The sequence below is a fragment of the Pseudarthrobacter sp. NPDC092202 genome (assembly GCF_044755505.1).
GTDB lineage: Bacteria > Actinomycetota > Actinomycetes > Actinomycetales > Micrococcaceae > Arthrobacter.
On the sequence record NZ_JBIVRG010000010.1, the window covers coordinates 123,418 to 135,309 of the forward strand.

Genomic DNA, 11,892 nt, shown 5'->3' on the forward strand with positions numbered 1-11,892 from the left:
ACCGTGAACCCCGGAGTGGCCATAGCTGCCTTGGTAGGGGTGTCCGTAGCCACCGCAGTCATCGGCTTCTACGGCCTGCGGATTTCAAGGACTACGGGCGACTTCTATGTGGCTTCCCGGACGGTCCGGCCGTGGTGGAACGCCTCGGCCATCGGCGGCGAGTACCTTTCGGCCGCGAGCTTCCTGGGCGTAGCGGGCCTGATCCTGCTGTCCGGGACGGATGCGCTGTGGTTTCCGGTGGGGTACACGGCCGGATACCTGATGCTGCTGCTGTTCGTCGCGGCGCCGCTGCGGCGGTCCGGGGCCTACACCATTCCCGATTTCACCGAGGCAAGGCTTGACTCCCTGCCGGTACGCAAAGTGACCAGCCTGGTGGTGGTGCTGGTGGGCTGGCTGTACATCGTGCCCCAGCTGCACGGTGCTGCCCTCACCATCCGCATCACCACGGGCCTGCCGTCCTGGGTGGGCTCGGTGGCGGTGGTGATCGTGGTGTGCCTTACCGTGGTGGCGGGCGGCATGCGCTCCATCACGTTCGTCCAGGCGTTCCAGTACTGGCTGAAACTCACGGCGCTGGCCGTGCCCATCCTGTTCATCATCTTCGTCCTTGCCGGGAACGGCACCGCCGCGCTTGCACCGCCGTCGGCCAATCCCACGGGGGCGCCGCCTGCCGGCCTCTACCAGAACGCCTCACTCCTGGTGGCCCTGCTGTTCGGAACCCTGGGCCTGCCGCACGTCCTGGTGCGCTTCTACACCAACCCGGACGGGCAGTCCGCCCGCCGCACCACGCTGATCGTCCTGGGGCTGCTGTCCGTGTTCTACCTGTTCCCTACCGCTTACGGGCTGGTGGGACGGATGTTCGCTCCCGGCCTTGCCACCGCCGGCCAGGCGGACGCCATGGTGCTGCTGCTCCCCGGGGAACTGGTGGGCGGAACGGCAGGCGACCTGTTGTCCGCACTGGTGGTGGCCGGAGCCTTCGCCGCGTTCCTGTCCACGACGTCGGGCCTGGTGGTCTCCCTGGCCGGCGTGATCAGCCAGGACGTCCTGGGGGCAGGTGTGGGCAGCTTCCGGCTGGCGGCAGTGATTTCCGCTGTTGTGCCGCTGGGCTTCGCCTTCATGACCGACTCGTTCGCCCTCGCAGGGAGCGTCGGGCTGGTCTTTGCGTTCACAGCGTCCACCGTCTGCCCGGTGCTGCTGCTGGGCATCTGGTGGCGCGGGCTTACCGACGCCGGCGCAATCGCCGGCATGCTCACCGGCGCAGTTCTGTGCGGCGGGGCAATGATCACCGGAGCCCTGGCCGGGGCGGCCAGCACACCCGGCTGGCTCGCCCAGCCGGCGGCCTGGACGGTTCCCGCGGCTTTTGCGGTGATGGTCACCGTGTCCCGCGCAACGTCTCAGCGGATCCCGAAAACCATGTCGAAGGTGATGACCCGGCTGCATACCCCCGAGCGGCCGCTCGCCACCGAACGGTGAGCCCGGAGCCGGGGCCGGCAGGATCAGTCGATGGCAGCCATCAGCTCGACCACCCTGTCCAGGAACGCGTCCACCTGGGCTTCCTCGTACCCGTCCCGGCCCACGGCAGGGCGGAAGACCGCCCGGCGGACGCTGTCCACGCTGAGCGGCTTGTCCTGCTCAAGGTAGGCGATCAGTTCGCGGCACAGCCTGTCGACGTCGGCCGTGTTGTAGCTGCGGACCTTTTTCTTGGCGGGGCGGCGGAAGCGGTCGCCGTCCGGCCGGTGCAGGCGGCCGCGCAGGATGCCCGAGAGGTGTCCGATCTCGCGGAGCCAGGCTTCTTCGCCGCGGGCAGCGATCAGCTCATCCCGTTCCCGGCGCGCGAAGGCATCCTCGAGCCGATCCAGTGCGGCGTCCACGATGGCGGCGGAGTACCCGCCTTTCACAGGGTCGAAGGAAACAGCCCTCACGTCCGCGCTGTTGAGGGGCTGCGGCGCTGATTCCGGCTCCTCCAGTGATACCCGCGCCTGCTGCAGGAACTGGTCCACCTGCTTGGCGTTGTAGCCGTACTCACCGCGCTGCACGCGCTCAAAGGACGCAGGGATCTGCCGATGAATGTCCAATGCCACTTTGCTTCCTTCAATGCTCTTCAGCCGGAGTGCTTCTGCACCAGCTTATTTGTGCCGGGGGTCCTCGGTGGATCCGGCAGGATTTGTCTCAGGCGCCGGACACCAGTCCGTACAGGATGAACGCGGCCGGGGACGCGAACACGATCGAGTCGAGCCGGTCCATAACTCCCCCGTGCCCGGGCAGGATGCTGCTCATGTCCTTGATGCCCAGTTCGCGCTTGACCATGGACTCTGCCAGGTCACCGGCGGTGGACGCCGCAACCAGGCCAACCGCCAGCACCGCACCCACCCACCAGGGCTTGTCCAGCACGAAAAGGCAGGCAAGGATGCCAATCAGCATGGCGCCACCGATGGATCCGGCGAAACCCTCCCAGGACTTTTTGGGACTGATCTTGGGGGCCATGGGGTGCTTGCCGAGAGACGCCCCCACCAGGTATCCGAAGGTGTCGTTGGAAACCACCAGCAGGAGCATCACGGCCACCTGCCACGCACCGTCGGGAACCGTTCCGCCCGGCCAGAGGCCCAGCGGCGTTGCACCGCCGGCCGCGTGCAGCGGCAGGACCGCGAAGCTGATGAAGAACGGCACCCAGCCGAGCGCAAAGACGCCGGCAAAGATGCTGTTGGCTGAACCGGCCGCACTTTCGATGGACCGCCACAGGAGCACGGCCACGGAGCTCAGCAGCATCGCGAACAGGAGGCTCTCGATGCCTCCGAGGTAGGCGGCGAACGGCATGGCCACGGTACCGGTCATGACCGGAATGATGGGCATCCTGGTGCCGTTGGCCTCCAGGGCGCGGTAGATTTCCCAGACGCCGAAAATGGCGAACGTGGTGGTTACGGCAACGAAGGCAAGCGGGAGCAGCAGCAGTCCGCCCAGTACGGCGAACAGCATGGCCAGGCCCACCACGACGGCGGCAGGAAGGTTCCTCCCTGCCTTCGGCGTCGGGTTGCTCCTGGGCTGCTTCCCCCGCGTGCGCGCCCTGGGTGCCGGGGCCTGATCTGCCTGGCCCATCAGACTTCGAGCAGCTCTGCTTCCTTGCGCTTGAGCAGCTCATCGATGCCGTCCACATGCGCCTTCGTGAGGCTGTCCAGTTCCTTTTCGGCCCGGGTGCCTTCGTCTTCACCGGCTTCGCCGTCCTTGACCAGGCGGTCCAGGGTCTCCTTGGCCTTGCGGCGGATGTTGCGGATGGAGACCTTGGCGTCCTCGCCCTTGGTCTTGACGATCTTGACGTACTCCTTGCGGCGTTCCTTCGTCAGTTCGGGGATGGTGATCCGGATGACGTTGCCGTCGTTGGACGGGTTGGCACCGACCTCGGAATCACTGAGCGCACGCTCAATGTCGCGCAGCGCCGTCTTGTCGAAGGGCGTGATGAGGATGGTGCGGGCGTCCGGGATGGCGAACGAGGCGAGCTGCTGCAGCGGGGTGGGGGAACCGTAGTACTCCACCAGGACCTTGTTGTACAGGCCCGGGTTGGCACGCCCGGTGCGGACGGAAGCGAAGTCTTCCTTGGCTACCTCTACGGCCTTGTCCATCTTTTCTTCGGCTTCGAGCAAGGTTTCTTCGATCACGGTCTCTCCTCAGATTCTGGTGCAGTCCGGGGCGCCGGGTCCATGCACAATCGTGGTTCTTTGATGCTGGCCCGTCCCTGCCCGCGGGGGCAGGGACGGAACAGTCCTGAAATCATCCTAGCCGGAGCTAGGCGGTGACCAGCGTGCCCAGCTTTTCGCCGAGGATGGCCCTGGTGACGTTGCCTTCGCCTTCCATGCCGAAGACCACCATGGAAAGGTCGTTGTCCTTGCACATGGTCATGGCGGTCTGGTCCATGACACGGATGTCGCGGCGGAGGGCGTCGTCGTAGCTGAGGGTTTCCAGCCGCTCGGCGGTGGGGTCCTTCTTGGGGTCGGCAGTGTAAACGGCGTCCACGCCGCTCTTGGCCATGAGGACCACGTCGGCGTGGACCTCGAGGGCACGCTGGGCGGCGACGGTGTCGGTGGAGAAGTAGGGCAGGCCTGCACCGGCACCGAAGATGACCACGCGGCCTTTTTCCATGTGGCGGATGGCGCGGCGGGGAATGTAGGCCTCGGCGACCTGCCCCATGGTGATGGCGCTCTGGACCCGGGTTTCGACGCCGGCCTGTTCAAGGAAGTCCTGGAGGGCAAGGCAGTTCATCACGGTGCCGAGCATGCCCATGTAGTCTGCGCGGGAACGGTCCATGCCGCTCTGGGAAAGCTCCGCGCCGCGGAAGAAGTTGCCGCCGCCGACGACGATGGCCACCTCCACCTGGGGGACGGCTGCGGCGATCTGCTTGGCGACGTCGCGGACGGTCTCAGGGTCAACGCCCAGCTTTCCGCCGCCGAAGACTTCACCCGAGAGCTTCAAGAGGACCCGGCGTCGGCTTTTCTCTGGCTGGATTACAGTGTTGACGGCTTCCATGATGCCTTCCCGTTGGTGGACTCTAAAAAGGTTATCCTGCTGCGCGGCCAAAGGTCCTATACGGGCCTCTCCCACAGGGGCCTCCCCCGCGCATGCAAAAGGGGCGGCCACCGAAGTGGCCACCCCCTTGCAGTTTCGACTAGGAGCCGACGCGGAAACGCGTGAACGCGGTTCCCTTGACACCGGCCTCCGTGAGGACCTGTGCCACGGACTTCTTGGCGTCCTTCGCGAATGCCTGGTCAACCAGGACCTCACCCTTGTAGAAGCCGGTAACGCGGCCTTCCACGATCTTGGTGAGCGCAGCCTCGGGCTTGCCCTCGGCCTTGGCGGTCTCTTCGGCGATGCGGCGCTCGGACTCGACCAGGTCGGACGGGACGTCCTCGCGGGTCAGGTAGTTCGGAGCCATGGCAGCGATGTGGACTGCGACGTCGTGGGCTGCGGTGGCAGCGGCTTCGCCTTCACCGTCAACAGCGAACAGCACGCCAACCTGGGCCGGGAGGTCCTTGGAGGTCTTGTGCAGGTAAGCGTCAACCGTTGCGCCCTCGATGCGGGAGATACGGCGGACAACAACCTTTTCGCCCAGGATGGCGCCCTCTTCGACGACGACCTCGGAGAGGGGCTTGCCGTCAACATCGGTGGCGAGCAGGGTCTCGAGGTCGGCAGCGCCGGACTCGATGGCAACGGCCAGGACCTTGTCAGCCAGCTGGATGAACTTGTCAGCCTTGGCCACGAAGTCGGTCTCGCAGTTGACTTCGATCATGACGCCGACGCCGTTGCTGACCTTTGCGGCCACCAGGCCTTCGGCGGTGGAGCGGCCCTCGCGCTTGGTGGCGCCCTTGAGGCCCTTGATGCGGATGATCTCGATGGCCTTCTCGGCGTCACCGTTGGCCTCGTCAAGAGCCTTCTTGACGTCCATCATGCCGGCGCCGGTGCGCTCGCGCAGGGCCTTGATGTCCGCGGCAGTGTAGTTCGCCATGTGAACCCCTCTGTCTAGAAATGTGTTGTGGTGTACGGACTGACAGGACGGCAGCCCACGGGTGGGCCGCCATCCTGTCAGCAGCTCCGGCGCTGCAGGCAGCGCCGGAAAATCCGGATGTACTTGTGTTACTTGGCGTCTTCGGCGGGAGCCTCGGCAGCGGCCGGAGCTTCCTCGGCAGCCGGAGCAGCAGCCTCTTCAGCGGCCGGAGCGGCAGCCTCTTCAGCCTTGCTGCCTTCGAGGAGCTCGCGCTCCCACTCAGCCAGCGGCTCTTCCGGGGCTTCCGTGGTGCCGGTGGCGCGCTGGTTACGGGCGATCAGGCCCTCGGCAACGGCGTCTGCAACAACGCGGGTGAGGAGGTTCACGGAGCGGATGGCGTCGTCGTTGCCCGGGATCGGGAAGTCGACTTCGTCAGGATCGCAGTTGGTGTCCAGGATGGCCACAACCGGGATGTTCAGCTTCTTGGCCTCGTCAACGGCGAGGTGCTCCTTCTTGGTGTCCACGATCCAGAGCACGGAAGGTGCCTTGGTCAGGTTGCGGATACCGCCGAGGTTGGACTCCAGCTTGGTGAGTTCGCGCTTGAGGAGCAGCAGCTCCTTCTTGGTGTACGCGGAACCGGCGACGTCGTCGAAGTCGATCTCTTCGAGTTCCTTCATGCGCTGGATGCGCTTGGCGACCGTCTGGAAGTTGGTCAGCATACCGCCGAGCCAACGCTGGTTCACGTACGGCTGGCCAACGCGGGTTGCCTGCTCGGCAATTGCTTCCTGGGCCTGCTTCTTGGTGCCGACGAAGAGTACGGTGCCGCCGTGTGCAACGGTGGCCTTCACGAACTCGTAGGCGCGGTCGATGTAGGACAGCGACTGCTGAAGGTCGATGATGTAGATGCCGTTGCGCTCGGTGAAGATGAAGCGCTTCATCTTCGGGTTCCAACGGCGGGTCTGGTGTCCAAAGTGGACGCCGCTGTCAAGCAGCTGGCGCATGGTTACGACGGGCATGCCGACGCTCCTTCCGGCAGGTCATTCATGAGAGAGCCCGGAGGCTTCTTACCCTGCCAATAGTTGACGGTTGATTAGCGTGGCCCAGGCTGGGCCGTGCTCCTGGCATCCACCATGCTTCCCATCAGGACGATGGTCCTGACCGCAGGAGGCCTGATCCCCCGTCGGCGAGGCCGGAGCGTCGCTTCTGGAGGGCTGGATGCGCGTAGTCAGCCGTTGCTCCCCCACACTCCTGAATGAGATGTGCCGACGCATTCCGGACACGGGCATATGCCGTTGGAAAAACCACTGGGATATCCGCCGGACCGAAAGCATTGAGGGCGCAGCAAACTGCTCCACCAAGTGTACTACAGGCACCTTCAGCCGGAGGACACCGACGGGGACGGAAACGACGCCGGCAGGGGGCTTGTCCACATAGCCCCGGCGGGCTCTCCCGGTGCCTTCACAGCAGGAGCATTCTGGTGGCATGAAACCACCACTGCGGCTCGCAGCCCTTCTCCTGCTGCCGGCCTCCCTGTCCCCGGCAGGCGAGCCCCTGGCGTACGGACCCGCATACTCCCCGCAAGAGACGGGTCGTCACCACGCGGCGCCTGCCGCACCCTCGGAGACCGCTGTACTCTCGGAGACCGCCGCACCCTCGTGGCAATGGCCGCTCGCTCCCCGCCCGCAGGTGCTCCGGGACTTCGATCCCCCACCCAAGCCGTGGCTCAGCGGCCACCGGGGCGTTGACCTGGGTGCAGCGGCCGACGGCGCACCGGTCACCGCCCCGGCGGCAGGCACGGTCAGCTTCGTGGGCGTGGTGGTGGACCGGCCGGTGATCACCGTCGACCATGGGGATGGGCTGCGGAGCAGCTTTGAACCGGTTGACAGCTCCCTGGCCGCGGGCGCCCCCGTGGCAGCCGGGCAGGTCATCGGCACGGTGCGCCCGGGGCACTGCGCCGCCGCGCCCTGCGTCCATTGGGGTGTCCGGCGCGGGGAAGACTACGTGGATCCACTGCAGTTCGTGATGGACCTGAGGCCATCGATCCTGCTGCCGCTGGACAGGTAACGGCAGCAGGCCTGGGAGCATGCCGTCCGGGCGGGCCTTAGACGATGGCGGAGATCCCGGTGATCGCCCGGCCGGTCACCAGCGTATTGATCTCATGCGTTCCTTCGTAGGAATAGATGGCCTCCGCATCGGCAAAGATTTTGGCCATCTCAAAGTCCGTCACAATGCCGTTGCCGCCCAGGAGGCTCCTGCCGATGGCCACGCTTTCACGCATCCGGGCAGTGGTGAACGCCTTGGCCAGTGCGGACTGCTCATCCTTGGCCTCGCCGGCGTCCTCCAGCTGGGAGAGCCGGACCATCATGCCCATGGAGCTGACGGCATTGCCCAGGATCTGGACCAGCTGGCTTTGCACCAGCTGGAAGGAAGCCAGGGGCCGCCCAAACTGGTGGCGCTCCACGGCATAGCGCCGGGCCACGTCGAAAGCAGCCAGTTGCTGGCCGACGGCCTGCCATGCGACACCGAGCCGGGTGACCTTCAGGACCTTGTTGACGTCGCGGAAGCTGTTGGCGTTGGCAAGCTTGAAGAAGTCGGGCACCACCACGTTGTCCAGCTTGATGTCGGCGTTCTGGACGGTGCGGAGCGCAATCTTGTTCTCGATTTTGCTGGCGCTGAAACCATCGAGTGCCGTATCAACCAGGAAGCCCTTGACCTTGTCATCGGCCAGGTCGCGGGCGTAGACCACCACCCAGTCGGAGAAGGTTGCATTTCCGATCCAGCGCTTTTCCCCGTTCAGGATCCAGGAGCCTCCCTCCCTGCGCGCGGTAGTGCGGGTTCCGCCTGCAACGTCCGAGCCGCCAAGCGGCTCCGTGAGGCCAAAAGCCCCGATTTTCTTCATGCTGTAGATCTCCGGGAGCCAGGCATCCTTTTGCTCCTGCGAAGCCAGAGCTTCAATGGAACCGGTGAACAGTCCGTCATGGACTCCCATGAAGGTGGCAATGGAAGCATCGGCCCGGGTCACCTCAGCGTGGAGCAGGCCGGCAAACAGGTTCGAGTGGCCCTGCCGGCGCACCGGGCTGACGAGGTCGATATCAGCGAGCTTCGGGATGAGCTCCATGGGGAACTCTCCCCGGTTCCAGAAGTCCACCGCGATGGGCCGCACCTCGCGGGCCAGGAATTCCCTGATCTCCGCCAGCCGGTCCCGCTCTTTGTCGCTGAGCAGTTGCTCGAAGGCGTAGAAGTCGCTATCGGCATAGGGAAGGTCGTTGAGGTCGGCAGCGGTGGTGGACATGGTTACCTCACAAGTGATCAGCGGCAGGGTCTCCGGATTGGTCCTTTGGACCCACTAAGTTACTGGTGAGTAACTTACCGCATGTATATCGCTGCCGCAACGGCTCAGTGAACCCGCGCCCCGGCTCGCAGCGGACGGTCCTCCGGATGAATCGTGCCAGGAAGTTCTGTAACGTCGGAGCGCAACGGAGCAAACACTTCACTTGGGGGGAAATGTCTTGATTGATCCGCGCCGCGAGGCAGTCCTGATCCGCCGCAGGGACCAACAGGGCATTGTGGACAAGACGTCTGAAGTGCTGGATTACGAAGTCGACGGGGACGTCATCCACATCACCTTCCGGACGGCGAAGGGCCCCCGTGGCTACAGGTATGCGGAACGGAACGTGACGATCCTCCGTGACCCCGTCAGCACAAACATTGACCGCGGGACCTCCGTGCGTTTCAACGGCCAGACCCTCCATGGGGTCACTGACCTGTTGTGCTTTCGCGGACCGGCCGGGACATGGTGGAGGGCTTTCTTCCCAGACAGGGCCGGCGAGAGTTACCGGACTTGTCGTCATGAAGAAGTCAGCATCGCCCAAAACCCTGACACCGGGAGTGATGCACACAAGATCCTGAGCTACTGGCAGGACGTCGTGTCCCACTTGGCGCAGGACGATCCACTGCGCGGACCCTACGCGAACTTTCGCACAGTCCCGCAGGAAAGCGTCCTCAATCTCTACCTTCACGGGCACGCTCCCGATCCTGAGGCTGAGGGTGAGGGCTATATCTTTCCGTTCTCTTCCAACATCAGCCAGCGGGAAGCCCTCAGAAAGGGTCTCACCCACCGTATCTCAGTGATCGACGGACCGCCGGGCACGGGAAAAACACAGACAATCCTCAACCTGGTGGCAAACATCATTCGCTACCCGGGGAAGAGCGTGGGCATCGTGTCCTCTAACAATGCCGCCGTGGAAAATGTTCGCGACAAATTGGCCAAGGAGGGATTCGGTCACGTTGTTGCAGACTTGAGGCGGACCGATCTAAGACGCGATTTCTTCGAGCAACAGCACGCCCAGAATATGGCTATGCAACGCAGCGCGGGAGCGTCTCCTGTTGCAATGCCAGACGCTGGCGGGATATCGGAACTCGACTCGCGCCTGCAGCGGTTACAAGTAGTGGCCAGGGAACTGGCAGTAAAGCGCCAGGAACTTGATGCCTACAAGCTTGAACAGCGCCACTTCGGCCACCACGTCGCCAAGCACGATCCGGCTCCCCTGCCGGCCCTGGCCCTGCTGCAGGGGCCGTCCAGTCGCATCCTTGAGTTCCTGGCTGAGACAGCTTCAATTCCAGCGAACGAGGCCCCGCTACGACGGCTGTTTCGCAAAATAAGGAGCCGTTTCCGGTACGGATCGACCCGGACCATAGATCACGGTGACACCGACGTAGTCATGCGTCTTCAGGCAGCCTACTACGACATCAAGATTGCGGAATTGGATAAGCAGATTGAGCAGGCCGCCATACATCTGGCCGAAAACGACTTTGCCGCGCTCGAGGATGAATTGCGGCATGTATCGCAGGAGTCGCTCAAGGCAAGTCTGTATCGCCGCTATGCCGGCGTCCGGCCACAGGACTACACAGACAACTCCTACCTCCGGCAGTTCACATCGTTTACCAACAGCTATCCAGTGGTGTTGAGTACTTGCCACTCCTTGCGGAGAAGCGTCCCTGACGGATACTTGTTCGATTACTTGATTATCGATGAGGCTTCCCAAGTCGACCTGCTCGCTGCAGGCCTGGCGCTCTCCTGCGCGCGCAATGTGATAGTCGTCGGAGACCTGCAGCAGCTTCAACACATTGCAGACTTGGGAGCTGCCAAACGTGCCAGCCCAGCACCGGCGCCGAGCTACGACTACGGGCGGCACAACATCCTGTCTTCTAGCATCGAGCGCTTCGGGGCCGACGTTCCCCGGACGATGCTTCGCGAACACTACCGCTGCGATCCTGCGATCATCGACTTCTGCAACAGGAAGTTTTACGGCGGGCAGCTTGTGCCCTACACCAAGAGTGACCCGGAAGGGACGGCACTTGCAGTGGTGCGCACGGCCCCCGGTAATCACATGCGGCAGCACCTGGGCGGAGGGCGGACCAACCAGCGCGAAGCCGATGTCATTGCGAAGGAAGTTCTGGAACGGTTCTGCTCAGGCACCCGGCACGAGGATATCGGAGTGGTCACCCCGTACCGCAGGCAAGTGGACAAAGTGGCGGATGCCCTGCTCAACAGCATCCAGGCTGACACAGTCCATAAGTTCCAGGGCCGTGAAAAAGAAATCATCATAATGAGCACGGTCCTGGACGAGACCAGGGACGGGAATTCCGGGGTCGACTTCGTGGATAGCCCACAACTGGTCAACGTAGCGGTTTCCCGGGCCATCAAGCGTTTTGTCCTGGTGACAAATCACGACATGCTCCCTGCCAGCCGCCATCTTCGTGACCTGGTCCATTTCATCCACTACCAGGATCCAGACGACGGTGTCTTCGAGAGTGGGGTCCTTTCTGTTTTCGACCTCCTGTACAAAGAATATTCAGCAGCGCTTCAGCCTTTAGCCGCCCGTCTGCAGACAACTTCCACTTTCGCTTCCGAGAACATCATGTGGACAGTGCTGCTCGACATAATTGCCGAGGAGCCATTCAAGGACTTGGCCGTAGCCCCGCAGGTCCTCTTGGGTAACCTGCTGCCTGACCTGTCCAGGCTCACCACCAAGCAGGCCACCTTTGTCCGGAACCGGGCCAGCGTTGACTTCATGGTTTACAACCGCATCACCAACAGGCCGGTCCTCGCGATCGAGGTTGACGGGTTTGCCTTCCATGAAGACGACCAGACACAGAAGGCCCGGGACCACCTGAAGGACGAGATCTGCCGTACGCACGGGATCCAGCTGTTGCGGCTACCGACCACCGGAAGCGGGGAACCGCATCTGATTCGCCAGCGGCTCTCGGCTGCGACAGCCCTGCCCAACGGCCGGTATCAGAAAGTAGGGCTACTCGGACTTGAACCGAGGACCTTAGGATTATGAGTCCCGCGCTCTAACCAGCTGAGCTATAGCCCCCCATGCCCGGGCCGCCCGCGATCGGTACGCGGTGCCAGGGCAAAA

The 11,892-nt window shown here is 63.8% G+C and carries 10 protein-coding genes and 1 tRNA gene; 3 read left to right on the top strand and 8 right to left on the bottom strand.

The window, feature by feature from the left end; all coding sequences use genetic code 11:
- The first annotated feature begins 3 nt into the window (after positions 1 to 3).
- Entirely contained in the window at positions 4 to 1,470 is a 1,467-nt protein-coding gene (locus ACIQF4_RS15305; RefSeq protein WP_350003684.1) for a cation acetate symporter, read from the top strand.
- 23 nt (positions 1,471 to 1,493) lie between these two features.
- Here the strand turns inward: ACIQF4_RS15305 and ACIQF4_RS15310 are convergent, their stop codons facing one another.
- The 6 genes from ACIQF4_RS15310 to rpsB form a co-directional block, all read right to left on the bottom strand.
- Positions 1,494 to 2,078 (bottom strand): DivIVA domain-containing protein, encoded by a 585-nt coding sequence (locus ACIQF4_RS15310; RefSeq protein ID WP_350003685.1) that lies wholly within the window; start codon positions 2,076 to 2,078, stop codon positions 1,494 to 1,496.
- 88 nt (positions 2,079 to 2,166) lie between these two features.
- Positions 2,167 to 3,090 carry a phosphatidate cytidylyltransferase gene (locus tag ACIQF4_RS15315; RefSeq protein ID WP_400516442.1) on the bottom strand — a complete coding sequence of 308 codons (924 nt, stop codon included), beginning with the start codon at positions 3,088 to 3,090 and terminating at the stop codon, positions 2,167 to 2,169.
- Positions 3,090 to 3,647 carry a ribosome recycling factor gene (gene frr / locus ACIQF4_RS15320; protein ID WP_066274709.1) on the bottom strand — a complete coding sequence of 186 codons (558 nt, stop codon included), beginning with the start codon at positions 3,645 to 3,647 and terminating at the stop codon, positions 3,090 to 3,092. Before frr ends, ACIQF4_RS15315 begins: the two co-directional genes overlap by 1 nt.
- Before the next feature lie 127 nt (positions 3,648 to 3,774).
- Entirely contained in the window at positions 3,775 to 4,512 is a 738-nt protein-coding gene (gene pyrH / locus ACIQF4_RS15325) for a UMP kinase (RefSeq protein ID WP_174178863.1), read from the bottom strand.
- Positions 4,513 to 4,651: 139 nt separating this feature from the next.
- Positions 4,652 to 5,488, bottom strand: coding sequence for a translation elongation factor Ts (gene tsf / locus ACIQF4_RS15330; RefSeq protein ID WP_350003687.1), 837 nt, complete (start codon positions 5,486 to 5,488; stop codon positions 4,652 to 4,654).
- Between the two features lie 128 nt (positions 5,489 to 5,616).
- The gene (rpsB, locus tag ACIQF4_RS15335) at positions 5,617 to 6,483 is read right to left on the bottom strand and encodes a 30S ribosomal protein S2 (protein WP_350003688.1); all 867 of its coding nucleotides are present in this window, start codon (positions 6,481 to 6,483) and stop codon (positions 5,617 to 5,619) included.
- 466 nt (positions 6,484 to 6,949) lie between these two features.
- On the opposite strand from rpsB, the gene ACIQF4_RS15340 reads away from it, so the two are divergent.
- On the top strand, positions 6,950 to 7,531 hold the full coding sequence (locus tag ACIQF4_RS15340) for a M23 family metallopeptidase (protein ID WP_400516440.1): 582 nt from the start codon (positions 6,950 to 6,952) through the stop codon (positions 7,529 to 7,531).
- Between the two features lie 37 nt (positions 7,532 to 7,568).
- Here ACIQF4_RS15340 and ACIQF4_RS15345 read toward each other — a convergent pair whose 3' ends face one another.
- A complete protein-coding gene (locus ACIQF4_RS15345) occupies positions 7,569 to 8,759 on the bottom strand; it encodes an acyl-CoA dehydrogenase family protein (protein ID WP_400516439.1) in 1,191 nt (396 codons plus the stop codon).
- 634 nt (positions 8,760 to 9,393) lie between these two features.
- Here ACIQF4_RS15345 and ACIQF4_RS15350 point away from each other — a divergent pair.
- Positions 9,394 to 11,814 (top strand): AAA domain-containing protein, encoded by a 2,421-nt coding sequence (locus tag ACIQF4_RS15350; RefSeq protein ID WP_400579999.1) that lies wholly within the window; start codon positions 9,394 to 9,396, stop codon positions 11,812 to 11,814.
- Here ACIQF4_RS15350 and ACIQF4_RS15355 read toward each other — a convergent pair.
- Positions 11,774 to 11,847 (bottom strand) — tRNA-Ile (locus ACIQF4_RS15355). The genes ACIQF4_RS15350 and ACIQF4_RS15355 overlap by 41 nt on opposite strands.
- Positions 11,848 to 11,892: the final 45 nt, after the last annotated feature.